The organism is Actinomadura syzygii (assembly GCF_008085905.1).
Taxonomy (GTDB): domain Bacteria; phylum Actinomycetota; class Actinomycetes; order Streptosporangiales; family Streptosporangiaceae; genus Spirillospora; species Spirillospora syzygii.
This window is the reverse complement of sequence record NZ_VSFF01000007.1, coordinates 246,071-272,141: the sequence shown is the minus strand read 5'-3', so window position 1 is coordinate 272,141 and position 26,071 is coordinate 246,071. Positions and strand designations below refer to the sequence as shown.

The following is a 26,071-nucleotide window of genomic DNA, read 5'->3' as shown; positions in this document are numbered from 1 at the left end:
CTCAGGAGGCGTCCACGGGCAGGGCCGCCCAGGGCTCCTTGCGCGGGGCCGCCCGCTGGCCTTCAGGGCAGTGCCGGGCGAAGTCGCACCACGAGCAGAGATTGCCGGGACGCGGCGGGAAAAGGTCGTCGTGCTGGGCGTGGTCGACGTCGCCCGCCGGGCGGGGCTTCGGGACGCGGGCCCGGTACCCCTCGTCGGCGTCGGCGGCCTCCCCGGCGATCGACTCGGCGCGGCGCAGGTGCCGGGCCAGCGACTCGTCGGTGTGGTCCCACGCGGCGACCTCGCCGGACGGCAGGTGGTGCAGCTCCACCCGGTGGCACGGGCGCCGCAGCACCCGCGCGGCGGCGATCGCGTACAGGGCGAGGGCCAGCGAGCCGCGGGCGTCGTCGGCGGTGAGGACGTGCCGCCCCGTCTTGTAGTCGACGACGACGAGCTCGGCGCCGCGGCCGTCCAGCCGGTCGATGCGCCCGGACACGGCGATGCGGTCGGTGCGGGTCGCGACGGTCCGCTCCACGCCGAGCGGCTCGTCGGACGGGTCGAGCCCGGCCGCGTACCGCTCGGTCATCTCGCGGGCCCGCTCCCGCCACTCGGCGGACTGCGCGTCGTCGCGGAAGCCGTCGGTCAGCCAGCCGCGGACGAGGAGCCGCCCGGCCGACTCGGGGGTGCGCTCGCGCGGCGGCAGCCGCCACCAGCCCGCCAGGGCGTTGTGGACGCTCGCGCCCACGCTGTTGTGCGCCCACGGCGGGCCCTTCGGCGGCATCGGACGATCGAGGTAGGTCATCCGGTACCGCCGGGGACAGTCGAGCCAGGTGTTCAGCCTCGACGGCGTGCAGGTGTAGAGCCGCCGCGGCATGCCCTCGAAGCCGAGCTGCTCCACGCTAGTCGTCGGACTCCTGCGCCAGCGCGCCCCACGTCTCCCAGCGGGAGTCCTCTTCGCCGACCGTGGTCTCCTCGCCCTGGGCGGGCAGGATCCGCAGGTCCTTCGGCAGCGGGGTGAGCAGGGCGCCGATCGAGTTGAGCTGCTTGCGCAGGTCCTCGTAGACGCCGCCGACCGAGCCCGGACGGCCCCGGTGCAGCGTGTCGCCCGCGAACAGCACGCCGATCTGCTCGCTGATCACGCACACGCTGCCGGGGGTGTGGCCCGGCGTGTGGACGATCTCCAGCTGGGCGTCGGCGATCTCGAAGATGCCGCCGTCCTCGAGCCAGATGTCGGGTTCGAGGGAGCGCAGCGCCTTGGCGTCGTCCTCGTCCTCCTCCTCCTTGGCGAGGCGGCCGAAGTAGTCACGCCAGAGCAGCCGGTCCGCGCGGTGCAGCGCGATCGGGGCCCAGTTCTCCTCGTCCTCCTCCCCGGCCGCGGCGACTTCGAGCACCACGCTCAGACGGTGTTCGTTGCCGTCGGTGAGGAGGACGGCCATGACCTCGCGGTCGCCGACCTCCTTGAGGATGGCCTCGGCGTCGTTCGCCGGGTCGATGACGATGACCTCGTCGTCGTCGCCGACGATGTAGGTGTTGTTCTCGACGTCGTGGTCGGTGTCGTCAAGGGACAGCGTGCCCGACGTCACCACCTGTTCGATGCGCGCTTCCACGCCTCGCACCCTACCGTGCTTCGGGCCCCCGGTAGGGGTTGCGGAGATCATCACCGGACGCCGCCTCCGCTAGCTGCGCGAAGGCGTCCGGGTCGGTGGTCTCGGCGCCGAGCCGGTCGCCGGTCAGCGCGCCGTGGTCGTCGCTGGACCCGGTCGCGGCGAGGCCGAGCGCGGCGGCGAGATCGCGCAGCCGGGCGCGGTCGTCCGGGGCGTGGTCGGGATGGTCGACCTCGATTCCGGCGAGGCCGTCGGCGGCGAGGCGCTCGACGGCGTCGTCCCCGACCGTGTAGCCGCGGCGGCGGGCCCGCGGATGCGCGAGGACGCACACTCCCCCCGCCGCGCGGACGAGCCCGATCGCCTCGTCCGGGTCGAGCGCGTACCGCTCGACGTAGGCGCGGCCGCCCTGGGCGATCCAGTCGTCGGTGAACGCCTCGTCGGCCGTCCGGACCGCGCCCGCGTCGATCATGGCGCGGGCGATGTGCGGGCGTCCGATGGCCTCGCCGCCCGCCAGGCCGCGGACCATGTCCCAGGTGACGTCCACGCCCAGCGCGCGGAGACGCTCGACCATGCCCTGCGCGCGGATCACCCGGTCGTCGCGGATCCGGGCCAGTTCGGCGGCGAGCACGGGCTCGGACGGGTCGAACAGGTAGCCGAGCATGTGCAGGCTGTGGCCGTCCAGCTTGCAGGACAGCTCGATGCCGGGGACGAACGTCAGGCCGTCCGGGAGCGCGGCGGCGGCCTCGTCCCATCCGGCGACGGTGTCGTGGTCGGTGAGCGCGAGGACGTCCAGGCCCCGCTCCCGGGCCCGCCGGACGACCTCGGCGGGCGGGCGCGTCCCGTCGGACATGGCGCTGTGGCTGTGCAGGTCGATGCGCATCGGTCGGCCCCCGCCGTCAGTCGTCGAGCCGGGGGCTGAACGCGCCGTAGGGAAGGTCGATCTCCATGCCCGGCTCCCGGAGGTCGAGGAGGTTCTGCTTGTCGAGCATCAGGACGCCCGCGTCGGCGGGCCAGAGCACCGCCCACAGCCAGTTCCCCATCGCCTCGCCGACGTAGACGGCGCGGTCCGGACGGCCGTCGACCGCCCACATCGGCAGCGAGTGGCCGTAGGTCGCGGCCGGGCCGCTGACGTCGAGCTTCACGTGCGGCGGGCTGCCGTCGAACACCTCGCCGGGGTCGGCGCCCGCCAGCCCGGCGAAGTACGCGCCGAACCCGACGCCGGGCTCCTCGGCGATCAGCACCATGTCGGCGGGGCCGCTGAGCAGGCCCGGCCCGGACACGGCGACGGCCGTCGCGCGCGCGCCCGTGCGGTCGTCCCCGACCGTGGCGAACCCCGTGACGAGCCAGCCCTGCGGAAGGGGCCAGGGCGTCCAGACGGGGACCCGCGTCTCGCGCAGCACGGCGGCCAGCCCGTCCGGGCCGGGTCGCCTGGCCGGCTGCCTCGGCAGGACGGCGCCGTGCACGTCGCAGGTCCAGTCGCTCGACCAGAGGCCCGGATCGTGCAGCGGGCCCGCGCAGCGCGGGCAGGTGGGCTCCGCCCTCATGACTACCCACCCTGCGCGGCCACGTCCCGGATCGTCAAGCCGGGGCGGGCGGACGCGCGGAAAAGGGGGCGTCAAAATGGGGTCATGCGAGTGCGCTGCGTGGGAGCGGTCGTCCGGGACGACCGCGGACGGCTGCTGATGGTGCGGCGCGGGCGCCCGCCCGGCGAGGGCCTCTGGTCCATCCCCGGCGGACGGGTCGAGCCGGGCGAGGACGACGCCGCCGCCCTCGCCCGGGAGCTGCGCGAGGAGACCGGCCTCGACGTGGAGCCCCTCGCCCTCGCCGGGACGGTGGAGCGGCCCGGCCCCGGCGGCGTCACCTACGAGATCCACGACTACACGGCCGCGGTCACCGGAGGGACGCTCCGCGCGGGCGACGACGCGGCGGAAGCGGGCTGGATCCCGCCCGAGCGCATCCCCGAGCTGCCCGTCACGCCCGGCCTCGTCGACGCCCTCGTGCTGTGGGGCCTGCTCTGAACCGACGCTCTGGAATCGACGGGGCCTGCTATGACACCGGCGTGGGGTGCGGGGGCGGCGTGACCGGGACGTCGTCGTCCTCCGGGCCGGCGGTGACCGTCTGGATCTTCATCCGCCGCGCCAGCCACACGACGGTCGCCGCGTAGAGCGCCATGGGCGCGATGTCGGCGGCGACGACCTGCCACGGCACGCCGCCCTGCTCGATGTCCAGCTCGCCGACCGCGGCCGGGAGGAGGAACGCCATCAGGTTGTTGAACACGTGCAGCGCGATGCTGGACTCCAGCCCGCCCGTCTTCACCGCCAGCCACGCCGCCACCGCGCCGAAGAAGAAGATGTCGAGGATGCCCCAGCCGGTGTAGCCGTGCCCCGAGGTGAACAGGGCCGACCCGACGACGATGCCGGGCCACGGAGTGCGGAAGACGACGCTGAAGGCGCGTCCGACGCGCCCCTTGACGTCCTCCAGGGTGCACGCGCCGACGGCCTGGAGCAGCCAGCCGCGGAACACGTACTCCTCGGCCGCCGACTGGAACGGCACCAGCAGGAGGATGACGATCGCGGGGGCGAGGAAGCGTCCCCAGCCGACCCAGTGCTCGTCGCCGGACGACTGGTCGTCCACGGCGGCGCCCGCGACGATGGACGCTCCGAACGACACGATGCAGAACAGGACGGCCAGGCCGCAGCAGGCCAGCATCCAGCGCCAGCGCAGCCGGCCCGCGACGGACGACAGCGTGCCGGGCCGCCGCCGCTGCAACCCCCAGGCGGCGAACAGGGCCACCGGCAGGAAGAGGGCGAGCGAGCCCAGGTCGAAGGCGAGGTCGGCCGTGTCGTTGCCGAAGACGGAGTCGGAGTCGGTGTCCGGCACGCCGCCCTCGACCACCGTCCGGACGATCATCCCGATGATCATGACGACGACGGCGAGGCCCATGCCCCCGGCGACGATCACCAGCGACCCGGCCAGCGGGCGCCACCACCGGTGCGGCGGGTTGCGGGCCAGCCGGTGGAACGGGGCGCCGGGCGGCGCGTCCTCCGTCCGGGACGTCGTGAACGGCGCGGGCGGCGCGTACCCGCCGCCGTACGGCTGCCCGTACCGGCCGTACGGCCCGTACGGCCCCTGCTCCCCGTACTGGCCGTACTGCTCGTGCTGCCCGTATTGCCCGTAGGGGCCCGGCGCGTACGGACCCTGATAGGGGCGCGGCTCCGGTGCGTGCGGGGCCTGTGGCGGCGGCTCAGGGCGTTGTGGTCGGTGCGCGGCGCCGTTGAGGTCGGGATCCAGCGGCGCCCAACCGTCCGAGCCCCCTGGTTCTGACACGTCCGACCTCCCCGTGAGCCTTCGCGTACGTGGGACGAATCGTACGGTGCCCCAGTTCCCGGAGGGGCCGGTCGCGCGGCTCACCCCCGCGCGGGGCCGCTCACTCCTTCCGGGTGCGGGTCATCCCGGCGGCGCGGCCCTTCGCGGCGACGACGAGCGCCATCTTGCGGGACGCCTCGTCGATCATCTCGTCGCCGAGGGTGGCGGCGCCGCGCCCCTCGTCGACGGCGCGCTGGTATGCCTCCAGGATCAGCTCGGCGTGGTCGTAGTCGTCCTGCTCCGGCGAGAAGACGGCGTTCCCGGCCTCGATCTGGGTCGGGTGCAGCACCCACTTCCCGTCGAACCCGAGCGCGGCGGAGCGCCGCGCGACCCGGGTGAACGCCTCCGCGTCCCGGACGTTGAAGTACGGCCCGTCGATGGCCTGGAGGTCGTTGGCGCGGGCCGCCGTCAGGATCTTCATGAGGATGTAGTGGTAGGCGTCGCCCTCGGTGTATCCGGGCGGCTGCTCGCCCACGACGAGCGTCTTCATGTTCAGGGACGCCATCAGGTCGCCCGGCCCGAGGACGAGCGACTCCAGGCGCGGCGACGACGCGGCGATCGCGTCGATCTCGACCATGCTCCGGGCGGTCTCGACCTGCGCCTCGATGCCGATGCGCCCGACCGGCAGGCCCTTCGCCCGCTCGATCTGGGTGAGGAGCCGGTCGAGCCACTGGACGTAGGACGCGTTCTCCGCCTTGGGCAGCATGACGACGTCGAGGTTCGCGCCCGCGCCCTCCACGACGTCGATCACGTCCCGGTAGGCCCAGTGGGTGTCGAGGTCGTTGATGCGCACGGCCCGCGTCCTGCCGGACCAGTCGCCCTCGTTGAGCGCGGCGACGACCGTCTGGCGGGCGTCCTCCTTCGCGGACGGGGCTACCGCGTCCTCCAGGTCGAGGAGGATCTCATCCGCGGGAAGGCCCTGGGCCTTCTCGACGAAACGGGGATTGCTGGCCGGGACGGCGAGGGTGGTACGTCGAACGCGCATGGCCCGGATGCTATCGACCTGGTGTGAGACGCTTTCGGCATGGGTGAGCTGAACGCGGCGCTGGTGGAGGAGGCGGCCAAGAAATCCGGGCTGATGTGGCTGGATCTTCCCGGCCTGCCGCAGCCGAGGGCCGCCTGGCACGTGTGGCACGAGGGGTCCGCCTACGTGCTGACCGGCGGGGAGGGCGAGCAGCCGCTGCCCGGCCTGCCGGAGTCGGCGCAGGTCACCGTGATCCTGCGGAGCAAGGACAAGGGCGGGCGGCTGATCTCGTTCAGCGCCGACGCCGAGCCGGTCGAGCCGGGCTCCGAGCCCTGGGAAGCCGTGGCGCCCCTGCTCGCCAAGGAGCGGCTGAACGCGACGTCCCACGAGGGGCAGGTGGAGCGCTGGGCGGCCGAGTCGTGGATCGTCCGGCTGACCCCGGTCGAGGAGGTCGTGACGGCGGCGGACGGGTACGCGGCGGTGCGTCCCGTCCCGACCCCGGCGACGACGGCGGGCGCGCCGCCCCGGCTGCTCGGCCGCAAGCGCCGCGCCGCCGACCGCTAGCCCGGCGGCCGGTCGCGCCCGTCACATCGGCAGGCTGCGGCCCTCCGCGATCGCCTGGAGCTTGTCGGGGTTCGCGACGAGGTGGATCGCGTGGATCCGTCCCGCGTCGTCGATCTCGACGGTGGCGGCGCTGATCGGGCCGTGCGGGCCGTCCACGATCAGGGCGGGCTCGCCGTTGAGGTCCACGCGGCGGAAGCTCATCTCGGCGGGCTCGACGCCCACGTACGGCCGCCCGACGATCCCGGCCAGCCAGCGGCTGACCTTCTCCGCGCCGGTGATGGTCCGCAGGGCCGCCCTGACCTTGCCGCCGCCGTCCGTCCACAGCGTCACGTCGGGGGCGAGCACCTCCATGAGCCGGTTGATGTCGCCGCCGAGGACGACGTCGAGGAACCGCTCGGTGGCGGCGCGCCGCTCCGCGCCCCCGGCCTGGTAGCGGGGCCGCCGCGCCTCCACGTGCTTGCGGGCGCGGGTGCCGAGCTGCCGCACGGACACCTCGGACCGATCCAGCGCCGCCGCTATCTCCGCGTACGGGAACCCGAACACGTCCTTGAGGACGAACACGGCCCGCTCCAGCGGGCTCAGCGTCTCCAGGACGACGAGCATCGCCATCGACACCGACTCCGACAGCTCGGCGTCCTCGGCGACGTCCGGGGAGGTCAGCATGGGTTCCGGCAGCCACGGCCCGACGTAGGTCTCGCGGCGGCTCTGCGCCGACCTGAGCCGGTCGAGCGCGACGTTGGTGGTGACCCGGACGAGGTACGCCTTCGGGTCCTCGACCCCGGACCGGTCGGCGCCGGACCAGCGCAGCCAGGCGTCCTGGACGGCGTCCTCGGCGTCGGCGGCCGTGCCCAGCATCCGGTACGCCACCGCGAACAGCAGGCCCCGATGCTCCTCGAAATCCTCCACCAGGACGTCGGTCATGACGTCACCTTCTCATGCGTCCCGCGGGGTCCCCGATCACCCCCGGGCGTCCGGGTCGGCGCGTGGATCATGGGTAGTGTCCAGGCCATGAGCGGAGCTCCGACGCGGGTGTTCATCGCCCGGCTCGCGGGCATCGCGGTGTTCGACCCGTCCGGCGACCAGGTCGGCAGGGTCCGCGATGTCGTGGTCGCGCTGCGCCTCGCGCCGCGCCCGCCGCGGGTGCTCGGGCTGGTGGTGGAGCTGGCGACGCGCCGCACCGTGTTCCTGCCGATCACCCGGGTCACCGTGATCGAGGCGGACGCGGTGATCTTCGACGGGCGGCTGAACGTGCGGCGGTTCCAGAAGCGCGAGTCCGAGACGCTCGTCCTCGCCGAGATGCTCGACCGGACGGTCCGGTTCCGCGAGGGCGGCGAGGACGTCTCCGTCGTGGACGTGGCGATGGAGCCGACCCGCACCCGCGACTGGCTGGTCGGGAAGGTCGCCGTCCGCCGCCGCACCGGGCGCGGCCTGCGCAAGCGCGGCGAGAGCCTGGTCGTCGACTGGGACGAGCTGGAGGGCTTCTCCGCCGTCGAGCACGGCCAGGGCGCGGCCGGGCTGATCGCCGCGTTCGAGCGGATGAAGCCCGCCGACCTCGCGAACATCGTCCACGAGCTGCCGGAGAAGCGGCGGACGGAGGTCGCGCTGGCGCTGGACGACGAGCGGCTCGCCGACATCCTGGAGGAACTCCCCGAGGACGACCAGATCGAGATCCTCGGCAAGCTCGGCGTGGAGCGGGCCGCCGACGTCCTGGAGGCGATGGGCCCGGACGACGCCGCCGACCTGCTCGGCGAGCTGCCGACGGAGCAGCGGGAGCGGCTGCTGATGCTGATGGAGCCGCAGGACGCGGCGCCCGTCCGCCGCCTGCTCACCTACCCCGACCAGTCGGCGGGCGGGCTGATGACCACCGACCCGGTGATCGTCGCGCCGGACGCGACGGTCGCGGAGGCGCTCGCGCTGATCCGCCGCCCCGACCTGAACCCGGCGCTCGCCGCGCAGGTGTACGTGTGCCGGCCGCCGACCGCGACGCCGACCGGCCGCTTCCTCGGCACCGTGCACTTCCAGCGGCTGCTGCGCGAGCCGCCGCCGACGCTGGTCAGCGGCATCGTGGACGCCGTGCTCGACCCGCTGCGGCCGATCATGTCGCTGGAGGCGGTGGCGATGTTCCTCGCCACCTACAACCTCGTCGCGGGCGCCGTGGTGGACGAGAACGGCCACCTGCTCGGCGCGGTGACGATCGACGACGTCCTCGACCACCTGCTGCCCGAGGACTGGCGGGAGGCGGCGATGGACGCCGCCGCCGAGGAGTCCTCGGATCCCGAGGAAGAGGCCCTGCGGGGGGAGACGTGATGACGACACGCCAGCTGACGTCCCGCCTGGACCAGCCGAGGGAGGTCCGCCGGACGCTCGTGCCGCAGGTGCACTACGACCCCGAGTCGTTCGGGCGGCTGTCCGAGCGCATCGCGCGGTTCCTCGGGACGGCGCGTTTCCTCGTCTACATGACGGTGTTCGTCGCCGTCTGGCTCGGCTGGAACTTCCTCGCGCCCGCCTCCCTGAGGTTCGACCCGTACCCGTTCATCTTCCTGACGCTGATGCTGTCGTTGCAGGCGTCCTACGCGGCGCCGCTGATCCTGCTCGCGCAGAACCGGCAGGACGACCGGGACCGCGTCCAGTACGAGCAGGACAGGTCGCGGAACGAGCGCACCATCGCCGACACCGAGTACCTGACCCGGGAGATCGCCGGGCTGCGGGTGGCGCTGAACGAGGTCGTCACCCGCGACTTCCTCCGCTCCGAGCTCCAGCAGATCATGCGCGAGCTGGACGCCAAGGACCACCCGCCGCCCTGACCCGGGCTTCGCGGTCAGGGCTTCGCCGCCCTTCGCGGTCAGGCGCGGGCGGGGACCTCGTCGTCGGTGAGCCGGTCGAGGAGGTGCCCGAGGGCGCGCAGGTCGGGTTCGTCCAGGTGGCTGAGCAGGTAGTCGCGGACGCCCCGCCGGTAGGTCGGGGTGGCCTCGTCGAGCCGGTCCCGGCCGGCGGCGGTCAGCACGGCGTAGAGGCCGCGGGCGTCGCTCGGGCAGGACTGCCGGACGACCAGCCCGGCCCGTTCCATCCGGTCGACGAGCCTGGTCAGGCCGCTGCGGGACAGCAGGACGCGGTCGGCGAGGTCGTTCATCCGGAGCCGTCCCCCGGGGGCCTCGCCGAGGTTGGTGAGCACGTCGTAGGAGCCCGGCGCGAGACCGTGCCGGGCCAGCAGGTCGGCCTGCAGCCGGCGGGCGATCCGCGCGTGGGCGCGCAGCATGGCGCGCCAGACGGTCAGCTCGGTGGCGGGCAGGGTGCCGTTGGTCACGGGTCGATCGTACGCCGGACCCCCTGATTAACAGGGAGGCCGTCCGGGTTCATACCATGGGTGCATGGCCTCCCAGTTGACGACCGAGCAGGTGACCGCGGCGCTCGCCACGGTGCTCGATCCTGAGATCCGCAAGCCGATCACCGAGCTCGACATGGTCAAGGACGTCGACATCGCCGCGGACGGCGCCGTCGCCGTGGGCGTCTTCCTGACCGTGGCGGGGTGTCCGATGAAGGACACGATCACGAAGAACGTCACCGAGGCCGTGTCGAAGCTCGCGGGCGTCACGTCCGTGCGGGTCGACCTCGACGTGATGAGCGAGGAGCAGCGCAAGGACCTGCAGACCAAGCTCCGCGGCGGCGAGCCCGCCAAGGAGATCCCGTTCGCGAAGCCGAACTCGCTGACCAAGGTGTACGCGGTGGCGAGCGGCAAGGGCGGCGTCGGCAAGTCGTCGGTCACCGTGAACCTGGCCGCCGCGCTCGCCGCGCAGGGCCGCAAGGTCGGCGTCGTCGACGCCGACATCTACGGCCACTCGGTGCCCCGGATGCTGGGGGTGGACGCGCCGCCCACCAAGGTCCAGGACATGATCATGCCGCCGTCCGCGCACGACGTGAAGGTCATCTCCGTCGGCATGTTCACCGCCGGGAACCAGCCGGTCGTGTGGCGCGGGCCGATGCTGCACCGGGCGCTCCAGCAGTTCCTCGCGGACGTCTACTGGGGCGACCTCGACATCCTGCTGATGGACCTGCCGCCCGGCACCGGCGACATCGCGATCTCCGTCGCGCAGCTGCTGCCGTCCGCGGAGATCCTCGTCGTCACCACTCCGCAGGCGGCGGCCGCCGAGGTCGCCGAGCGGGCGGGCGCGATCGCCGCGCAGACCCACCAGCAGGTCGTCGGCGTGATCGAGAACATGGCCTACCTGACCTGCGCGCACTGCGGGGAGCGGCAGAACATCTTCGGCGAGGGCGGCGGCCAGACGGTCGCGGACGCGCTGACGAAGACGCTCGGCACCCGCGTCCCGATGCTCGGCCAGGTCGAGATCGACCCGCGGCTGCGGGAGGGCGGCGACGAGGGCGTCCCGCTGGTCCTGTCCGACCCGGACGCGGGCGCGGCCAAGGAGCTGCGCACCATCGCCGACAAGCTCGCGGGACGCTCCCGCGGCCTCGCCGGCATGTCGCTCGGCATCGCCCCGAAGAAGCGCTGACCCGAAGAACCGGGCCCGCGGAATCAGGCCCCGGGAATCAGGGCGGGAATCGGCGGGGAATCGGGCAGGGAAGGTCAAAAGAGAAGGCACGCAAAGCGAAGGCCGACAATGCGAAAGCCCCGCCGGGTCCGCCCGGCGGGGCTTCGCTTTGGCCTTCTGACGGTCGGCTCAGGTGGCCTCGTTGTCGAATGGCGGCAGTTCGCCGAAGTCCAGCTCCGAGCCGTTCGCCGCCGCCGCGTAGGAGGGCTCGTTGGCGAAGAGGCCGCCGTCCTTACCGTTCACGAAGTCGTTCTCGTCCTCGAACAGGTGCTTCCGGACGAACGTCTTCGGATGCAGCTCGGTGATGTCGAAGTCCTTGAACTCCGGGCCGAGACCTTCCTGCAGGTCGGCCTTGGCGCTGTTCGCCATCTCCCGGAACTGCCGCAGCATCCGGCCCGCCTGCCCGGCGACCTGAGGCAGCTTGTCTCCGAAGATGAGCAGGGCGAGGACGACCAGCACCGCCATCTCACCGAGTCCGACGTCGAACACGCGTCCTCCACACACCGCCGAAGGGGACCGGTCGCGCAGCCGCACCGGTCCCCACAGCGTATCCCGCGCCCGGATGAACCGGATCTGAACAACGTCCACGCCATTTCCGGGGGCGAATCACCCCAGGAGTAGGTGACCGGAGCGAAGCGAGGATCACCTACTCCCCCTCGGGGGTCTGGGGGTCGCCACCCAGATGGGGAGTAGGTGACCGGAGCGAAGCGAGGATCACCTATCTCCCCCTCGGGGGTCTGGGGGTCGCCACCCAGATGGGCAGGTCAGTCGGCGCTGAGGGTCACCTCGACGGTGTTCTCCTTGCCGCCTCGCTGGTACGTCACCTTGATCTTGTCACCGGGGGCGCGGCTGCGGATCTGCGCGATCAGGTCGGTCGCGTCCTCGATCGGACGGTCGTCGATGGCCGTGATCACGTCGCCGGGCTTGAGGCCCGCCTTGTCCGCCGGGCCGCCCTTGGTGACCGGGTCCTGGTTGTTGACCGGCTGCGGCATGATGCGGGCGCCGCCGTCCTGGTACCGAGGGTCGGGGAGCACGCCGAGCTTGGCCTGCTTCACGCTGCCGTTCCGGATGATCTCTTCGGCGATGCGCTTGCCCTGGTTGATCGGGATCGCGAAGCCGAGGCCGATGCTGCCGCTCTGCTGCTCGCCGCCGAGGCTCTGGCCGCCGAGCGTCGCGATCGCGGTGTTGATCCCGATCACGCGGCCCTTGGCGTCCACCAGCGGGCCGCCCGAGTTGCCGGGGTTGATCGCCGCGTCGGTCTGGATGGCGTTCAGGTAGGAGGCGTCGCCGCCGCCCTCGCCCTGCGTCGGCACGGCGCGGTTCAGCGAGCTGACGATGCCGGTCGTGACCGAGCCCTGGAGGCCGAGCGGCGAGCCGATCGCGATCACCGGGTCGCCGACGGCGATCCGGCTGGAGTCGCCGACGGCGAGCGCGGGCAGCGAGTGCTGGCCCTCGGGCTTGAGGACGGCGACGTCCGAGCTCGGGTCGGCGCCCTTGACCGTCGCGGGCAGCGTCTTCTTGTCGTTGAAGACCATCTGGATCTGCCCGCCGTTGGCGCCCGCGACGACGTGGTTGTTGGTCACGACGTAGCCGCCGTTGACGATGAAGCCCGTCCCGCCGACCTCGCCCTGCGAGGACTGCACGCGGATCATCACGACGCTCGGCAGCACCCGCTGCGCCACCCCGGCGACCGAGTCCGGCGGACGGGCCTGCACCTTCGTGTCGTTGCTGTCGCTGCCGCCGAGGCTGACCGAGCCGCCGCCGTCGTCGCCGGTCGCGATCACGCCGACCCCGGCGCCGACCGCGCCCGCCACCAGCGCGATGATCAGCGCGACGACGGCGAACAGGCCGAGCCCCGGCCCCCCGCGCGACGCGGACGGAGGCGCGGGCACCGGCGCCCAGTTCGGACCGCCGGGCGGCATCCCGTACCCGGCCATCGGACGCGGCCCGGGACCGCCCGGCGGCGGCCCTCCGGGACCACCGGGTCCGGGCGGCGGGCCCATCGGAGCGGGCGGCGGGCCCATCGGCGGGCCGCCGGGCCCTCCCCCGGACGGGGGCGGCGCGTGGTGGGACTGCTGCGGCCAGCCGCCGTAGGGCTGGCCGTGCTGCGCGGCCCGCGGGTCCTGGTCGTAGGGGACGAACCCGGGCCGCCCGCGCTCGCCGGGCGCGTCGGCGACGGGCTTGTCGAGCGGGACGGGCGGCGGGGGCTGCGGCATGTCGTGCGGCGGGGCGTCCTGCACCGGCACCTCCTGCGGTCCGAGGTCGGACGGGGAGCCGGGGGAACCCTGCGGTCCCCGGGAGCCGGTCGAGGCGGTGGAGCCGTTGGACAGGACGTCCTCGCTGGTGTCCGGCGGGCCGGACGGGCCCGGGTCCGGCGGGGCGAACCCGCCCGCGACGAGCCGGTCGGAGCCGTTCTCGGCCGCGCGGTCGCGGCCGGGCTCCGGGTCGTCGTCGGCGGCCGCGGAGGCCGGTTCGGAACCGTGCTCGGAGGCCGCCTCCGCGCCGGGCGCCTGGCCGGGCTCGGGGTCGTCCACCGGCTGGTCCAGGGGGAGCTCCTGGTCGGTCACCGTCTCGGGAGGAGCCGCCGCCTCCTGCCGTTCAGGCTCCCGGCCGGGGGCGAGCTCGTCGTCCCCCGACGGCGCCCCGACTGGCCCGCGGTTGTCTTCCGTCATCCCCATCTCTCCTACCGAGCATGGTTCTCGTCATCCGTGCTCATCGTGCCCCGAATGGCATGTGGCGAGCATAAGACCTTAGGGCAGCGGTCCCGGCCCGCGTGATCTTTCGTTTCGACGCGGAATCAGTCGAACGGGTTCACCGAGCTCGCGAGGCGGTGCGCGCCCCGCGACACCCGCGTCCAGAACGGGGTGGAGCCGCCCGGCATGCTCGCCGCGACGGCCACGGCGGTGCTCTGCGGGGCGTCGGTGAGGACGGTGTAGACGTAGCCCCTGCCCGCGGAGACGGCCCAGCGCCGCAGCTCCTCGCGGCGGAACACCGTCCGGCCGCTCCGGACGCCGCGCCGCCAGCCGGTCATGGCGCGCTCGTCCAGGCGTCCGCGCTGGACGAACACCGACACCGACGCGAGCCCGTCGGAGTAGCTGAGGTGGACGGGCCCGTCGCCGCCCGTCTCGCGGCGCGCCTCGTAGAGGGTGAGGTGGCCGGGCAGGTCCTTCGGGACGGGCCAGCCGCGCTCGCGGAGCCCCGCGAGGTCGGCGCGGTCCAACCGGTCGCCCCACAGGGCCGCGACGTGCCCGCCGCCACGGGCCGCGGCGGAGCCGTCGGTGCCGGTGCCGGGGAAGCGGGAGATCCCGCCGCGGGTGCCGCCGAGGCCGTAGGGCACGGCGACCTTCGCCTGGACGGTGTAGCTGATCTCGGTGAAGCCGCTGACGACCACCGGGCGGCCGGTCGCGTCGATCAGCTCGCGGTGCAGGACGAGGCCGGTCTGGGCGTCGAGCCAGAAGCGCCCGGCGGCGGTGCCGTCCGCGCGGCGGGCCTCGACGACGCGGGCGCGCCGCCCGCAGACCGTCGTGTCGGCGGCGCGGACCACCGAGTAGTTGCGGGTCAGCAGGGCGAGCGTTGCGGACGTGAGCCCGGCGTCGCCGCCGCCCGCCGGGTCGGGCCGGAACACCTCCCCGGTCGAACTCGCCGAACCGGTGGAGCCGCTCGGCCCCGAGCGGTGGTAGCGGACGCCCTCGCCGGGCGTGTGCGACACCGCGACCAGGGACGTGCTCGACCGGTTGCGGCTCCACGTCGTCAGGAACCGGCGGCCCTCGTACGGGACGCGCCGCGCCGCGTCGGCGGCGGCGCGCAGCAGGCCGACCGCACCCGGGTCGCTGCGCACGCGGCGGACCGCGGCCGGGTCGCCCGCGAGGGCCCCGGCGAGCGCGAGCCCGCAGGCGAGCCCGCAGGCCAGGACGGTGGTGCGCCGTCCCGGCCGGGTCAGGGTCTGGGCGCTCACGGCCCCGGGGAGACCTGGACCTGGTTGACCGGGTCGGTGAGCGGGTCGGTCATCGGCGCGTCGCCGGAGGTCAGCGCGTGCTCGACGGCGAACCGGTCGAACGCGGGGGTGACGGCGGGGGCGTCCTGCCCGCCGCCCGCCACGTAGGACGCGGCGCCGAGCCCGATGAACAGGGTCGCGGCGCCCATGACCAGGTAGCGGCGCCGGGGATGGACGCGCAGCGCGGCGGCGTGCCCGCCGGGGCGGTTGTCGCGCGGCCGCCCGCCGGCCGGCGGCCGGGCCGGGCGGGTCGATGATCGAAGGGGCCGGGCGGGGTGCCGCGCCGTGGACGGCGCGGGCGGCGGCACCGGCTCGGCCGGGACGCCGCCGGACGCGGGCAGCGACTGCAGCCGGAGGAGGAAGTCGGGAGACGGCACGTCGTCGGCGCCGTCGGTCGCCGGGGTCTCCGAGAGGCCCCGCAGCCGGCCCTTGAGCCTGCGCAGCGAGGCGACCTCTTCCCTGCACCGGTCGCAGCACGCGAGATGGGCGAGCGCGCGGTCGCGCTCCTCGTGCCCCAGCTCACCGTCGACCAGAGCGGTCAGACGCTCCCCCAGACAACTCACGCGGCCCTTCCTTTCCGGGGGGCGCCCCCCAGACCCCCGAGGGGGGGCCGCCATGATCCTCGCTTCGCTGCGGTCATGCCGCCCTTCCTTTCTGGGGGACGCCCCCCAGACCCCCGAGGGTCGGACGCCATGATCCTCGCTTCGCTGCGGTCATGCCGCCCTCCGTGGTTCCCGTCCGAACACACCCGCGCGGTCCCGCCCCGCGCGGCAAGCACAGCTTTTTTACACGCCCTCCGGCTGTGGCCGGACCGGCTGAGGCAGGGCCGGGCCCGCCACATGCGAGGTCTCGCCGTCTTCGGCCGGGCCGAGGTCGGCGACGGCCTCCACCGCGTCCACGGGCTGGAACTCGTTGCGCGTCCCGGGGCGCCGACGCGTCGGCGCGCGGTGCTCCAGGGCGGCCCGCAACTGGGCCCGGCCGCGGTGGATGCGGCTGCGCACGGTCCCGAGCTTGACGCCGAGCGTGGCCGAGATCTCCTCGTACGACAGGCCCTCGATGTCGCACAGCACGACGGCCGCGCGGTACTCGGGGGCCAGCGCGTCGAGCGCGGCCTGGACGTCGGCGTCGAAGTTGCTGTCGTCGAACGCCTGCGCCGGGGTCGGCTCGCGGCCCTGGAGGCGCTCGGCGGCGTCGTCGGCGAGTCCCTCGAAGCGGATGCGCTGGCGGCGCCGCGCCATGTCGAGGAACAGGTTCGTGGTGATCCGGTGCAGCCAGCCCTCGAACGTCCCCGGCGTGTAGTTCGACAGGGACCTGAACACGCGGACGAAGACCTCCTGCGTGAGGTCTTCCGCGTCGTGCTGGTTGCCGGTCAGCCGGTAGGCGAGCCGGTACACGCGGGCGCCGTGCTCGCGGACGACCTCGTCCCAGGACGGCGGCGCCCAGTCGGCTTCCGGCGCGTTCTCGCGCGAGCGCGCGGCGCCACCGATCCCCTGCCCGGGGCCGACCCCCACAGCGCTTCTGAAACTGAGTGCTGCGACTCCCATGGTGCCGGGCTGTTCCTCTCTCGTAGCCAAGGTCTCGCCTTGGAACGGCACGGTCTCGCCTGGGCTGGGGCGGTGCTGGACCGACTCGGATCTCGTGGCTTCGACCCGTCCGGCGGACAGGTCCCTTCAGCGGCTACAACGCGCTGGACCCACGGTTGGTTCCCCGTCAACGATATGGTCTTTCCAGCAGGAGCCAGGCGGGGGTCCCTTGAGGAGGCAGCCATCGACGCCGATCAGGCCACCCGGGCCTTTGTGGAGGGGTTCCTCCCGGAAGACGAGCCGCTGCTCGCCGCGCGGCGCCGCGGCGAGGAGGTCGGGGCGTCCCCGATCGGCCCGGCGGGCGGCGCCGCGCTGCGCTTCCTCGCGACCCTGCTCGGCGCCCGGACGGTCGTGGAGGTCGGCTCCGGCTGCGGCGTGTCCGGCGTCTGGCTGATGCGCGGCATGCCGAAGGACGCGGTGCTCACGAGCGTCGACATCGACCCCGAGAACCAGCGCCTCGCCAAGCAGGCGTACCGGGAGGCGGGGCTCGGCGCGTTCCGCACCCGGATGATCGTCGGCCCGGCGCTCGAAGTGCTGCCGCGGCTCACCGACGGCGCCTACGACATGGTGTTCTGCGACGCGCAGAAGCGCGAGTACCCCGAGTACCTCCTGGACGCGCTGCGGCTGCTGCGGCCGGGCGGCGTCGTCGCGTTCGACAACGCGCTGTGGGGCGGCTGGGTCGCCGACCTCGACCACCGCGACCCGGACGTCGAGGCGATCCGCGAGGTGCACCGGATGATCCGGGACGACGACCGGCTCGTCCCGCTGCTGGTCCCGGTGGGCGACGGCCTGCTGTGCGCCGTCAAGCGCGATTGACCACCCGTTCCCCGGCCTCGGCGCCGGCCGAGGTCTTCGCGGTGCGGCAGCGGGTGACCTGGCGCGGGACGTGGCGGCTCGTCGCGTTCCTGATCCTGTTCCTCGCGTCGGTGGCGTTCGTCGCGGGCGGGGTCGCGGGCGGGATCGTCCGGGGCGCCGGGGTGGGCAGCGTCACGATCACGGTGCTCGGCGTGGCCGGGCTCGCGATGTTCGGGGCGGGGCTCGCCGTGTCCGCCGGGGGGATGCTGACGCGGCGTCCCGTCCTGGAACTCGCCGTCGACGGGGTGCGCCGCCCGGCGCGCTGGCCGCTCCCCCGCAGGTCCGGCCACACGCTTCCCTGGCCCGAGGTGGCGGCGATCGCGGCGCTGCGGCGCGGCGTCGGCGGCACCCGCCGCGGCGAGCAGGACTACCTCGTCTTCCTGCCCACCGAGGAGCTGGCCGAGCTGGCGCGGACGTCGGAGCGGCCGCGTCTCGTGGCGCTGACCATGCGGGACGTCCCGGCCACGGCCGCCGCCGTCCCGTGGTGCTTCGCGGTCGACGAGGGCTGGGACGCGACGCTCGCGCAGGTCGTCAAGCGGGCGAAGCGGTTCCGCCGCGTCCCGGTGATCGACCGCCGCACCGAGTAGGCGGCCGGTTCAGGCGGTCAGCCAGCGGAGCAGCAGCCGGGCCCCGAAGCCCGTCGCGCCCCGGCTGATCTCGGCGTCGTCGGACGTGGCGCGGCCGGGCCCGGCGATGTCGAGGTGCGCCCAGGCGGCGCCGCCCGCGAACTCGCGCAGGAACAGCGCCGCCGTGATCGCCCCGCCGCCGTAGCCGCCGCGTCCGATGTTGTTGATGTCGGCGACGTCGGAGTCGATCGCGGCCCGGTAGTCGGCGACGAGCGGCAGCCGCCACACCGGCTCGCCCGCCGCCGCGCCCGCGTCGGTGAGCGCGCGGGCGAGGTCGTCGTCGGTGGCGAACAGCGCGCCGTGCCGGAGGCCGAGGGCGACCTTGGCCGCGCCGGTCAGCGTCGCGACGTCGACGATCGCGTCCGGGGCCAGCTCGGCGGCGGCGTAGGCGATCGCGTCGGCGAGGACGAGGCGTCCCTCGGCGTCGGTGTTCAGGACCTCGGAGGTCGTCCCGCCGTAGTGCGTGATCACGTCGCTCGGCCGCATCGCCGACCCGGACGGCATGTTCTCCGCGGCGGCGACCAGCCCCGTCACCCGGGCGCGGACGCCGAGGCCGCGCAGCGCGCTCATCGCGGCGATGACCGCCGCGCCGCCCGCCATGTCGGTCTTCATCGTCTTCATGTTGTCGTTCGGCTTGAGCGACAGGCCGCCGCTGTCGAACGTGATGCCCTTGCCGACCAGCACGACGTGCCGCTCGGGCGTGCCGTCCGGGACGTAGGACAGCTCGATCAGCCGGGGCGGGCGGGCCGATCCGGCGCCGACCGCGAGGATGCCGCCGAAGCCCTCGTCCAGCAGCTCCTTCTCGCCGCGCACGCGGACGGCGAGGCCCGCGTCGGCGGCGACCCGCTCGGCCTGCGCGGCGAGCCAGGACGGGTCCTTCTCGCGGGACGGCGTGTTGGCGAGGTCGCGGGCGAGCCCGGCGGCGCGGGCGCGGGCGGCGCCCAGCTCGATCGCGGGCGCGTCGGACTCCGGCCCGGCCTCGGTCAGCACGGCGAGCGTGCCGAGCGCCCGCCGGGCGGGCGGCGCGCCGATCTTGAACTCGTAGGACGCGAGCAGCGCGCCCTCGACGAAGGCGGCGAGGTCGCCCGCGGGGACCCCGGCGACCAGCGCCGTCCGGCCGCGGCCCCGGCGGGCGAGCGCGGCGCCCGCCTTGCGCAGGTCGGCCGGGGAGGCGGCGCCCACCCCGTACAGCAGCAGCTCGCGCACCCGGTCGCCGACGCGGACCTGGGTGGCGGTGATCTCGCCGGGCTCGCCCTTGGCGCGGTGCAGTTCGAGCAGCTCGTCCAGCGTGAAGGGCAGCGACTCCGCGACCTCGGCGGCGGGCGCGACCGGGCCCTGCCGGACGGGTACCGCGACCGCCTCGGCCCCGAGGTCGGCCGCGGTCTGCGACACGGTGCCGGAGGCGCCGTGGATGCGGGTCTCGATGGGCATGGCGGCGGATTCCCCCCGTGGTCGGTGAAGCTCCGTGGTCGGTGAAACTCGGTGGTCGGGTGAAGCTCGGAACGGGCGGCGAGCGGGCGGGGCCGGGCCCGGGGACGGCAAGGGCCCCGGCGGAGCCGCCGGGACCGTCGCCGACCAGACCGGGAACGGCGGAGGGCGTCGCCCCCGCGACGTCTCAGCCCACGACGTCCTTGAGGGCCTCGCCCAGTTCCCTCGCCTCGTCGGCGGAGAGCTCGACCACGAGGCGGCCGCCGCCTTCGAGGGGGACCCGCATGACGATTCCGCGTCCCTCCTTGGTCACCTCAAGCGGACCGTCTCCCGTCCGCGGCTTCATCGCCGCCATGCGTACATCCCCTTCCTGGGTAGGGCCGCGGCCTCGCACACCGTTGGCCGCGTGGCCGCGTGTCGCATCCGCGTCATCAGTAGTGGTCCATTATCTCGTCTTCCGGGCGCGAAGTGGTAACGATCAGCCTCCAGATCAGAAGTCCGGGGCGTTCACAGGGCCCGCGGACACGTGTTTCGGCGCCTTTCCACGGGCCTTTCGGGACACCGCCGCGCCCCCTCTCCAGGCCCCCGCCGCCGGGTTCGGCGGCGGCCGCCTGGGAAGATCTCCAGAGGATCCGGGACGACGCGTGAAGGTGGCCGCCGATGGCTGAGACCGTGCTGTACGACGTGACCGACGGCGTGGGGACGATCACCCTGAACCGGCCCGACGGGATGAACTCGCTGACGGCCGAGATGAAGGAGCTGCTGCGCGCCACCGTGGTGCGCGCCGCCGCCGACCCGGCCGCCCGCGCGGTGATCCTCACCGGCGCGGGCCGGGCCTTCTGCGCCGGGCAGGACCTGCGCGAGCACGCCGCGAACCTCGCCGCCGGGAAGGGGCTGGACGACACCGTCCGCAGGCACTACAACCCGATCGTGCTGGCGCTCGCCGGGATGCGGAAGCCGGTGGTGGCGGCCGTGAACGGGGTGGCGGCGGGCGCGGGCGCGTCGCTGGCGTGGGCCTGCGACCTGGTCGTGGCGTCGGACAAGGCGCGGTTCGCGACCGCGTTCACCGGGATCGGCCTCGCCCCGGACTCGGGCATGTCGTGGACGCTGCAGCGCCTCGTCGGCCGCGCGAAGGCCGCCGAGCTGCTCCTGCTCGGCGAGCCGCTGACGGCTCCGCAGGCGCTGGAGCTGGGGCTCGCGAACCGGGTCGTCCCGGCGGACGAGCTGGCCCCGGCGGCGGTGGAGCTGGCGCGGCGGCTCGCGGCCGGTCCGACGGCCGCCTACGGCGCGGTCAAGGCGGCGCTCGACTTCGCGGCGACGCACGATCTGGCGGCCGCGCTGGAGCGGGAGGCCGAGCTCCAGGACGAGTGCGAGAAGACCGGCGACCACCACAACGCCACCGACGCCTTCCTGAACAAGGCGAAGCCGGTCTTCGAGGGCCGCTAGCCCCACGCCGCCGGGTGGGGCCTTCCCCACCAGCGGGTGGGGAGCGTGCGCCAGTGTGGAGCAGGGGTGCCGGGCGGTTGGCTGGACGGCATGACACACACGACCGCCGCACCCCCTGCCGGGCACGTCCACGACCTCGTGGCCGCCGCCCGCGACGTGGTCAAGTCGTACGGGACGGGCGACGGCGCGGTCACCGCGCTGCGCGGCGTCTCGGCGGCGTTCCCGAGGGGCCGGTTCACCGCGATCATGGGGCCGTCGGGCTCCGGCAAGTCGACGTTCCTGCACTGCTTGGCCGGGTTGGACACCGTGTCCTCCGGCTCGGTGTTCATCGGCGACGTCGACATCACCAAGCTGTCCAGGACGCGGCTGACGAAGCTGCGCCGCGACCGGCTCGGGTTCGTGTTCCAGTCGTTCAACCTGCTGCCGATGCTGACGGCGGAGGAGAACATCCGCCTCACCGGACGGCTCGGCAACCGCCGCGCCGACCGGCAGTGGTTCAACGAGATCATCGACGCGCTCGGCCTGCGCGAACGCCTGTCGCACCGGCCGAGCGAGCTGTCCGGCGGGCAGCAGCAGCGGGTCGCGGTCGCGCGGGCCCTGCTGACGCGCCCCGAGGTGCTGTTCGCGGACGAGCCGACCGGCAACCTCGACTCCCGCTCGGGCGCCGAGGTGCTCGGGTTCCTGCGCGGCGCGGTGGACGCCTACCGGCAGACGGTGATCATGGTGACGCACGACCCGGTCGCCGCCGCGCACGCCGACCGGGTGCTGTTCCTCGCCGACGGGATGATCGTCCGGGAGCTGCACGCGCCGACCATCGACCAGGTCCACGCCGCCATGCGGCGGATGGAGGGCTGAGCGGCATGTGGCTCATCGCGCGCCGCTCGTTCGCCGAGGGCTGGGTCCGGCTGCTCGCCACGCTGCTGGCGGCGCTGTTCTCGATCGGCCTGATGGCGGGCTCGCTGCAGTTCACGCTGCGGGCGCAGGAGGCGGTGTCGGGCAGCGACGCCAGCGAGTACGCCCGGTCGGACGTGCTCGTCCTCGGCGGGACGTCCGACGGGGGCGACGCGGGCATCGTCCCGGACGGCCGGGTCCGGCTGGCCGACGTCGCCGGGCGCCCGGGCGTCGCCGGGACGGCCGGGGACGCCATGGTCCCGGTCACCGCGGCCGGGAAGGGCGGGAAGGCGATCACGCCTCCGGCCGGGGCCGGGACGACCCTGCGCCCCTGGACGTCCGACACCCGCCTCAACGCCTACCACCTGGAGTCGGGACGCGCGCCCGCCGCGGAGGGCGAGGTCGTCGTCACGCGGCACGTCGCCCGCGCCGGGAAGCTCGACGTGGGCGACCCCGTCCAGGTGACGCTGCCGAAGCAGAGCCGGACGTGGAAGGTCGTCGGCGTCGCCACCGTGGAGGGCCGCAGCGCGGTCGCGAGCGGGGACCTGCTGCTCGCGCCGCCGGAGACCGTCCGGCAGGCGGCCGGGCTGCCCGCCGGGACGTGGCAGGGCGTCTGGGTGAAGGCCGCGCCGGGCGTCGCGCCCGCGAAACTGCGCGCCGACCTGGCCCGCGACCTGCGCGGGAAGGACGTCACCGTAAGGACCGCGGCCGGCGTGCGGCACGCCCAGTCCGCCGACCTGGCGTCCGCGGGGGCGTCGCTGGGCGGCGTGATCGGGATGATGTCGTCGGTGGCGGTGTTCGTCGGGCTGTTCGTCGTGGCGAACACGTTCGGGACGCTCGTCCGGCAGCGGACCCGGCGGCTCGCCCTGCTCAGCGCGATCGGCGCGACGCCGCGGCAGATCAAGCGGCTGATCCGGCTGGAGGCGCTGGCGCTCGGCCTGGTCGCGTCCGCGGGCGGGGTGCTCGCCGGCTACCCGGTGGCGGGTCTGCTCACGAAGCTGTTCGCGCAGGACGGCTTCGACATCAGCGCGGCCGACGTCCAGTTCGGCTGGATCGCGCTCGCCGCGCCCGCGGCCGCCGGTGTCCTCGTCACCCAGCTCGCCGCGTGGCGGGCCGCCCGCCGCGCCGCGCGGATCTCGCCGATGCAGGCGCTGCGCGCCGCGAGCGCCGACACGGCCGGGCGCCGCCTGCCCCGGGTGCTGGGCGCGCTGTCGGTGTTCGCGTGCTCCGGGCTGTTCTTCGGGGCGATCTTCGCGATCCGGTCCGAGGAGCCGCCGGGACCGGACCGCACCGTCGGCACGTCGATGCTGGTGCTGATGGGGTGCATGACGGTGGTGGCGGCGCTCGCCGTCCTCGCCCCGTTCTTCGTCGGCCCGCTCGGCGGCCTCGTCGGGCGGATCGGCACGGCGGTCAGCGGCGAGGCCGGGCGGCTCGCCCGCGCCACGATCACCCGCAGCCCGCGCCGGGTGTCGTCGGCGGCGTCGTCCCTGATGGTGGGCGTCGCCCTGGTCTCCACGACCGCGCTCATGGTCCTGTCGGTGAACGACCGGTTCGAGGAGGCGGGGACGCAGGTCATGCGGGCCGACCACGCGATCGCCGCGACCGGGATGACGGCGTCCGGACCGGCGCCGCTGCCCCGCGACATGGCGGACAGGGCCGCGGCCGCGCCGGGCGTGTCGCACGCGATGGCGCTCACGGCCACCGAGACGAGGCTCGTCGACCCGCCGCCGAAGCCGCTGCCGGACGAGGAGCCGGAGCCGTACTACCTGATGGTGACGGGGGCCGACCCGGCGGCGCTGCCGTCCGTGCTCGACCTCGGCGGGAACCTGCGCCCGCTGCGGCCCGGCGAAATCGGGCTCGCCTCGTCCGTCATGAAGGCGCAGAAGATCAGGAAGGGGCAGCGGATCGTCGTGCGCGGCACGCGCGGGAAGGTCGCGCTGACCGTGGCGGGGGCCTACCACGACCCGTCGCACCTGTTCGCCGACCAGGCGCTGGTGTCGTCCGCCACCATGGACGGCCTCGACCCCGGCGCGGCCACGCAGGCGGTCCTCGTGAGCGGCGGGACGAAGGCGGGCCTGACCCGCGCGGTCGCGGGCGTCCCCGGCGTGGAGGTGCTCGACAGGGCCGGCTACGTGAAGACGGCCGCGAGCGGGATGACGAAGGGCCTCCGCGTCATCTACGGCTTCATCGGGATGGCGCTCGTCCTCGCCCTGTTCGGGATGGCGACGACCGTGTCGATGAGCGTCGGCGAGCGGACCCGCGAGTTCGGCCTGCTCGGCGCGGTCGGCGCGACGATGACGCAGATCCGGTCGATCGTCCGGTGGGAGGCGGCGACGGTCGTGCTGCTCGGCGTCCTGCTCGGGTTCGGCTCGGCGCTCGGGACCGTCCTGCTGATGCAGCTCGCGACGGGCAGCTCGTTCTTCTCGGTCGCCCCGCCGTGGTGGCTGGTCGCGCTGGTCACGGCGGGCGCGGCGGCGGTCACGCTGGCGACGTCCGCGCTGCCCGCGCGGCGCGCCGCCGGGATCCCCGTCCTGGAAGCGGCCAAGGCCGAGTGACCTGCGTCGGCCGAGCGACCGGCCCGGGCGAGACCCGGGCCGGGCACGCAAGCACGGGCCGCGCGGGGTCAGGGGCGGTAGGCGCCGTGGCGGTGGCAGCCGGTCAGGTGGTCGTCGACGAGGCCGCACGCCTGCATGAGGGCGTAGGCGGTGGTGGGGCCGACGAAGCGGAACCCGTTCTTCTTCAGCTCCTTGGCCAGGGCCTTGGACGCCTCGGTGTGGGCGGGCACGTCGTCCATGTCGGTGTAGGCGGGCGAGGCCGGGTCGGCGTACCGCCAGGCGGTCTCGGCGAGGCCGCCGGGCAGGTCGAGGGCGGCGCGGGCGTTCGCGATCGTGGCGTCGATCTTGGCGCGGTTGCGGACGATGCCCGCGTCGTCCATCAGCCGCTCGACGTCGCCGGGCCCGAACGAGGCGACCTTCTCCGGGTCGAACCCGTGGAAGGCGGCGCGGAACGCCTCCCGCTTGCGCAGGATCGTCAGCCAGGACAGCCCCGACTGGAACGCCTCCAGGCACAGCTTCTCGTAGAGGCCCGCGTCGTCGCGGACGGGACGGCCCCACTCGTCATCGTGGTAGGCGACGTAGTCGGGGGCGGACAGGCCCCACGGGCAGCGGGCCAGCCCGTCGTCGCCCTGGATCGCGGTGCTCATCCGTCCCGTTCTACCCCACGCCTCCGACAGGACGGGCGTCCGGCTCCTCCGCCAGGGCGGCGAGGCGGCGGAGCCCGAGCCGCATGAACGCCCGCACGACGGGACCGGCCGCCAGCCATCCGGCGCGGCCGAGCGGCCCGAGCGGCAGATCGACGCGCTCGGCCCACACGATGCGGCTGCCCGCCCCCTCGGGGACGACCTTGAACCACGCCTCGCCGCGCACGACGCGCCCGGTGTGCTTCACCGCGACCCGGCGGCCGGGCCGCCAGTCGGTGATCACCATGGTGTCGAGGAAGCCGACCGGGCCCACGCCAGTGAACGCCCGCAGCTCGTCCCCGACCTGGTCGCCGCCCTCGGCGCGGGTGAAGGGCATCCAGTCGGCGTGCCGGGGCCAGTCGGTCAGGACGGCGAAGAGACGGTCGGCCGGGGCCGCCGCGACGGCCTCCGCGTGGACGGCGACCGTGCTCAAGACCGCTCCTCCCCCGGCCCGCCGACCTGCTCGCCGGACGTCTCGTTCCAGGTCTCGTCGCGCGTCTCGTCCCGCGTCTCGTCGTGCGGCGCGGGCTGCGTGCCGTTCGGGACGGCGGGGCCGCGCGGAGCGGGGTCCTCAAGGCCGTGCAGGGCGCCGATCGGCTCGGCGGCGCCGCCGCCCGCGCGGTGGCGCATGTCGTGCAGGCGCCGTTCGAGCGAGGCCACGCGGGCGTCGCGCTCGGACAGCGCGGACGCGAGCCGCCGCAGCGCCTCGTCCGTCACCTGCGGCTGGTAGCCCCAGACGGTGCGGGGCAGGCGGAGCCGGACGACGTCCGGCCCGGTGACGGGACGGCCGTCCGCGCCGAGCGGCAGCGGCGGATGGTCGGGATGGGTCCCGGCCAGCTCGCCGCCCCGGCCCATCGCGAGGGCGACGACCGCCCCCAGCACGGCCAGGCCGGCCAGGACGAGAACCACGACCACGATCAGCTCCTTCTCCCCGTGTCCCCTACCCGAGGACGATTCCCGGACCCCGATCGTGCCACGCTTGGCGG

Annotated in this window: 28 protein-coding genes; 10 read left to right on the top strand and 18 right to left on the bottom strand. The window is 74.4% G+C overall.

Annotated elements, in window-relative coordinates; genetic code table 11:
- Position 1: 1 nt before the first annotated feature.
- Genes FXF65_RS19155 through FXF65_RS19140 form a run of 4 tightly spaced genes read right to left on the bottom strand, consistent with a single transcriptional unit; the run spans position 2 to position 3,127 of the window.
- Positions 2-877: a RecB family exonuclease gene (locus FXF65_RS19155; protein WP_148351328.1), complete on the bottom strand. Its 876-nt coding sequence runs from the start codon at positions 875-877 to the stop codon at positions 2-4.
- 1 nt (position 878) lies between these two features.
- Positions 879-1,586, bottom strand: coding sequence for an MBL fold metallo-hydrolase (locus FXF65_RS19150; RefSeq protein WP_148351327.1), 708 nt, complete (start codon positions 1,584-1,586; stop codon positions 879-881).
- A gap of 10 nt (positions 1,587-1,596) precedes the next feature.
- Positions 1,597-2,463: a PHP domain-containing protein gene (locus tag FXF65_RS19145; RefSeq protein WP_148351326.1), complete on the bottom strand. Its 867-nt coding sequence runs from the start codon at positions 2,461-2,463 to the stop codon at positions 1,597-1,599.
- Between the two features lie 16 nt (positions 2,464-2,479).
- Entirely contained in the window at positions 2,480-3,127 is a 648-nt protein-coding gene (locus FXF65_RS19140) for a DUF6758 family protein (protein ID WP_148351325.1), read from the bottom strand.
- An 84-nt stretch (positions 3,128-3,211) separates the two neighbouring features.
- On the opposite strand from FXF65_RS19140, the gene FXF65_RS19135 reads away from it, so the two are divergent.
- Positions 3,212-3,601 carry an NUDIX hydrolase gene (locus FXF65_RS19135; protein ID WP_148351324.1) on the top strand — a complete coding sequence of 130 codons (390 nt, stop codon included), beginning with the start codon at positions 3,212-3,214 and terminating at the stop codon, positions 3,599-3,601.
- Between the two features lie 28 nt (positions 3,602-3,629).
- On the opposite strand, the gene FXF65_RS19130 is transcribed toward FXF65_RS19135, so the two are convergent.
- Together FXF65_RS19130 and FXF65_RS19125 are read right to left on the bottom strand one after the other, a co-directional pair.
- Positions 3,630-4,910, bottom strand: a complete 1,281-nt coding sequence (locus tag FXF65_RS19130; protein ID WP_148351323.1) for a CPBP family glutamic-type intramembrane protease — start codon at positions 4,908-4,910, stop codon at positions 3,630-3,632.
- A gap of 100 nt (positions 4,911-5,010) precedes the next feature.
- Positions 5,011-5,934, bottom strand: coding sequence for an HpcH/HpaI aldolase/citrate lyase family protein (locus FXF65_RS19125; RefSeq protein ID WP_148351322.1), 924 nt, complete (start codon positions 5,932-5,934; stop codon positions 5,011-5,013).
- 39 nt (positions 5,935-5,973) lie between these two features.
- Between FXF65_RS19125 and FXF65_RS19120 the strand changes: the two genes are divergently transcribed.
- Positions 5,974-6,477, top strand: coding sequence for a hypothetical protein (locus FXF65_RS19120; protein ID WP_148351321.1), 504 nt, complete (start codon positions 5,974-5,976; stop codon positions 6,475-6,477).
- A 21-nt stretch (positions 6,478-6,498) separates the two neighbouring features.
- Here FXF65_RS19120 and FXF65_RS19115 read toward each other — a convergent pair whose 3' ends face one another.
- Positions 6,499-7,398, bottom strand: coding sequence for an RNA polymerase sigma-70 factor (locus FXF65_RS19115; RefSeq protein WP_148351320.1), 900 nt, complete (start codon positions 7,396-7,398; stop codon positions 6,499-6,501).
- An 87-nt stretch (positions 7,399-7,485) separates the two neighbouring features.
- Between FXF65_RS19115 and FXF65_RS19110 the strand changes: the two genes are divergently transcribed.
- Together FXF65_RS19110 and FXF65_RS19105 are read left to right on the top strand one after the other, a co-directional pair.
- Positions 7,486-8,784, top strand: coding sequence for a magnesium transporter MgtE N-terminal domain-containing protein (locus FXF65_RS19110; protein WP_148351319.1), 1,299 nt, complete (start codon positions 7,486-7,488; stop codon positions 8,782-8,784).
- Positions 8,784-9,281 carry a DUF1003 domain-containing protein gene (locus FXF65_RS19105; protein ID WP_148351318.1) on the top strand — a complete coding sequence of 166 codons (498 nt, stop codon included), beginning with the start codon at positions 8,784-8,786 and terminating at the stop codon, positions 9,279-9,281. The genes FXF65_RS19110 and FXF65_RS19105 overlap by 1 nt, the downstream gene beginning before the upstream one ends.
- 38 nt (positions 9,282-9,319) lie before the next feature.
- Here FXF65_RS19105 and FXF65_RS19100 read toward each other — a convergent pair whose 3' ends face one another.
- On the bottom strand, positions 9,320-9,781 hold the full coding sequence (locus FXF65_RS19100; RefSeq protein ID WP_246198933.1) for a MarR family winged helix-turn-helix transcriptional regulator: 462 nt from the start codon (positions 9,779-9,781) through the stop codon (positions 9,320-9,322).
- 64 nt (positions 9,782-9,845) lie between these two features.
- On the opposite strand from FXF65_RS19100, the gene FXF65_RS19095 reads away from it, so the two are divergent.
- A complete protein-coding gene (locus tag FXF65_RS19095) occupies positions 9,846-10,985 on the top strand; it encodes an Mrp/NBP35 family ATP-binding protein (protein WP_148351317.1) in 1,140 nt (379 codons plus the stop codon).
- Positions 10,986-11,153: 168 nt separating this feature from the next.
- On the opposite strand, the gene FXF65_RS19090 is transcribed toward FXF65_RS19095, so the two are convergent.
- From FXF65_RS19090 to sigE, 5 genes are all read right to left on the bottom strand, one after another.
- Positions 11,154-11,513 (bottom strand): sec-independent translocase, encoded by a 360-nt coding sequence (locus FXF65_RS19090; RefSeq protein ID WP_148351316.1) that lies wholly within the window; start codon positions 11,511-11,513, stop codon positions 11,154-11,156.
- 275 nt (positions 11,514-11,788) lie between these two features.
- Entirely contained in the window at positions 11,789-13,696 is a 1,908-nt protein-coding gene (locus FXF65_RS19085) for a trypsin-like peptidase domain-containing protein (protein WP_148351315.1), read from the bottom strand.
- A 125-nt stretch (positions 13,697-13,821) separates the two neighbouring features.
- The gene (locus FXF65_RS19080) at positions 13,822-14,979 is read right to left on the bottom strand and encodes a sigma-E factor regulatory protein RseB domain-containing protein (protein WP_148351314.1); all 1,158 of its coding nucleotides are present in this window, start codon (positions 14,977-14,979) and stop codon (positions 13,822-13,824) included.
- The gene (locus tag FXF65_RS43820) at positions 14,976-15,581 is read right to left on the bottom strand and encodes an anti-sigma factor family protein (RefSeq protein ID WP_222868638.1); all 606 of its coding nucleotides are present in this window, start codon (positions 15,579-15,581) and stop codon (positions 14,976-14,978) included. The genes FXF65_RS19080 and FXF65_RS43820 overlap by 4 nt, the downstream gene beginning before the upstream one ends.
- Positions 15,582-15,803: 222 nt before the next feature.
- Positions 15,804-16,562, bottom strand: coding sequence for an RNA polymerase sigma factor SigE (gene sigE, locus FXF65_RS19070; protein ID WP_378232116.1), 759 nt, complete (start codon positions 16,560-16,562; stop codon positions 15,804-15,806).
- A gap of 252 nt (positions 16,563-16,814) precedes the next feature.
- On the opposite strand from sigE, the gene FXF65_RS19065 reads away from it, so the two are divergent.
- Together FXF65_RS19065 and FXF65_RS19060 are read left to right on the top strand one after the other, a co-directional pair.
- Positions 16,815-17,417 carry an O-methyltransferase gene (locus tag FXF65_RS19065; RefSeq protein ID WP_246198932.1) on the top strand — a complete coding sequence of 201 codons (603 nt, stop codon included), beginning with the start codon at positions 16,815-16,817 and terminating at the stop codon, positions 17,415-17,417.
- Positions 17,418-17,458: 41 nt separating this feature from the next.
- Positions 17,459-18,043 (top strand): hypothetical protein, encoded by a 585-nt coding sequence (locus tag FXF65_RS19060; protein ID WP_246198931.1) that lies wholly within the window; start codon positions 17,459-17,461, stop codon positions 18,041-18,043.
- A gap of 9 nt (positions 18,044-18,052) precedes the next feature.
- Here FXF65_RS19060 and FXF65_RS19055 read toward each other — a convergent pair whose 3' ends face one another.
- Both FXF65_RS19055 and FXF65_RS19050 read right to left on the bottom strand, forming a co-directional pair.
- The gene (locus FXF65_RS19055; protein ID WP_148351311.1) at positions 18,053-19,513 is read right to left on the bottom strand and encodes a leucyl aminopeptidase; all 1,461 of its coding nucleotides are present in this window, start codon (positions 19,511-19,513) and stop codon (positions 18,053-18,055) included.
- Positions 19,514-19,697: 184 nt separating this feature from the next.
- Complete coding sequence (locus tag FXF65_RS19050; RefSeq protein ID WP_148351310.1) at positions 19,698-19,865, bottom strand: DUF3117 domain-containing protein; 168 nt, start codon at positions 19,863-19,865, stop codon at positions 19,698-19,700.
- A gap of 305 nt (positions 19,866-20,170) precedes the next feature.
- Here FXF65_RS19050 and FXF65_RS19045 point away from each other — a divergent pair, with 305 nt between their 5' ends.
- The 3 genes from FXF65_RS19045 (at position 20,171) to FXF65_RS19035 (ending at position 24,402) form a co-directional block, all read left to right on the top strand.
- A complete protein-coding gene (locus FXF65_RS19045) occupies positions 20,171-20,956 on the top strand; it encodes an enoyl-CoA hydratase-related protein (protein WP_148351309.1) in 786 nt (261 codons plus the stop codon).
- A gap of 90 nt (positions 20,957-21,046) precedes the next feature.
- On the top strand, positions 21,047-21,811 hold the full coding sequence (locus FXF65_RS19040) for an ABC transporter ATP-binding protein (protein ID WP_148351308.1): 765 nt from the start codon (positions 21,047-21,049) through the stop codon (positions 21,809-21,811).
- 5 nt (positions 21,812-21,816) lie between these two features.
- Positions 21,817-24,402 carry an FtsX-like permease family protein gene (locus tag FXF65_RS19035; RefSeq protein WP_148351307.1) on the top strand — a complete coding sequence of 862 codons (2,586 nt, stop codon included), beginning with the start codon at positions 21,817-21,819 and terminating at the stop codon, positions 24,400-24,402.
- A gap of 68 nt (positions 24,403-24,470) precedes the next feature.
- On the opposite strand, the gene FXF65_RS19030 is transcribed toward FXF65_RS19035, so the two are convergent.
- The 3 genes from FXF65_RS19030 to FXF65_RS19020 are packed head-to-tail and all read right to left on the bottom strand — an operon-like array spanning position 24,471 to position 26,000.
- A complete protein-coding gene (locus tag FXF65_RS19030; protein WP_148351306.1) occupies positions 24,471-25,049 on the bottom strand; it encodes a DNA-3-methyladenine glycosylase I in 579 nt (192 codons plus the stop codon).
- 10 nt (positions 25,050-25,059) lie between these two features.
- The gene (locus FXF65_RS19025; RefSeq protein WP_148351305.1) at positions 25,060-25,518 is read right to left on the bottom strand and encodes an SRPBCC family protein; all 459 of its coding nucleotides are present in this window, start codon (positions 25,516-25,518) and stop codon (positions 25,060-25,062) included.
- A complete protein-coding gene (locus FXF65_RS19020) occupies positions 25,515-26,000 on the bottom strand; it encodes a hypothetical protein (RefSeq protein WP_148351304.1) in 486 nt (161 codons plus the stop codon). The genes FXF65_RS19025 and FXF65_RS19020 overlap by 4 nt, the downstream gene beginning before the upstream one ends.
- Positions 26,001-26,071 lie beyond the last annotated feature (71 nt).

Coding starts and splice junctions, on each gene's coding strand:
- FXF65_RS19045 (WP_148351309.1), top strand. CDS start 20,171: ATGGCTGAGACCGTGCTGTACGACGTGACCGACGGCGTGGGGACGATC.
- sigE (WP_378232116.1), bottom strand. CDS start 16,562: ATGGGAGTCGCAGCACTCAGTTTCAGAAGCGCTGTGGGGGTCGGCCCC.
- FXF65_RS19095 (WP_148351317.1), top strand. CDS start 9,846: ATGGCCTCCCAGTTGACGACCGAGCAGGTGACCGCGGCGCTCGCCACG.
- FXF65_RS19140 (WP_148351325.1), bottom strand. CDS start 3,127: ATGAGGGCGGAGCCCACCTGCCCGCGCTGCGCGGGCCCGCTGCACGAT.
- FXF65_RS19040 (WP_148351308.1), top strand. CDS start 21,047: ATGACACACACGACCGCCGCACCCCCTGCCGGGCACGTCCACGACCTC.
- FXF65_RS19110 (WP_148351319.1), top strand. CDS start 7,486: ATGAGCGGAGCTCCGACGCGGGTGTTCATCGCCCGGCTCGCGGGCATC.
- FXF65_RS19035 (WP_148351307.1), top strand. CDS start 21,817: ATGTGGCTCATCGCGCGCCGCTCGTTCGCCGAGGGCTGGGTCCGGCTG.
- FXF65_RS19030 (WP_148351306.1), bottom strand. CDS start 25,049: ATGAGCACCGCGATCCAGGGCGACGACGGGCTGGCCCGCTGCCCGTGG.
- FXF65_RS19135 (WP_148351324.1), top strand. CDS start 3,212: ATGCGAGTGCGCTGCGTGGGAGCGGTCGTCCGGGACGACCGCGGACGG.
- FXF65_RS19125 (WP_148351322.1), bottom strand. CDS start 5,934: ATGCGCGTTCGACGTACCACCCTCGCCGTCCCGGCCAGCAATCCCCGT.
- FXF65_RS19105 (WP_148351318.1), top strand. CDS start 8,784: ATGACGACACGCCAGCTGACGTCCCGCCTGGACCAGCCGAGGGAGGTC.
- FXF65_RS19050 (WP_148351310.1), bottom strand. CDS start 19,865: ATGGCGGCGATGAAGCCGCGGACGGGAGACGGTCCGCTTGAGGTGACC.
- FXF65_RS19055 (WP_148351311.1), bottom strand. CDS start 19,513: ATGCCCATCGAGACCCGCATCCACGGCGCCTCCGGCACCGTGTCGCAG.
- FXF65_RS19115 (WP_148351320.1), bottom strand. CDS start 7,398: ATGACCGACGTCCTGGTGGAGGATTTCGAGGAGCATCGGGGCCTGCTG.
- FXF65_RS19145 (WP_148351326.1), bottom strand. CDS start 2,463: ATGCGCATCGACCTGCACAGCCACAGCGCCATGTCCGACGGGACGCGC.
- FXF65_RS19085 (WP_148351315.1), bottom strand. CDS start 13,696: ATGACGGAAGACAACCGCGGGCCAGTCGGGGCGCCGTCGGGGGACGAC.
- FXF65_RS19120 (WP_148351321.1), top strand. CDS start 5,974: ATGGGTGAGCTGAACGCGGCGCTGGTGGAGGAGGCGGCCAAGAAATCC.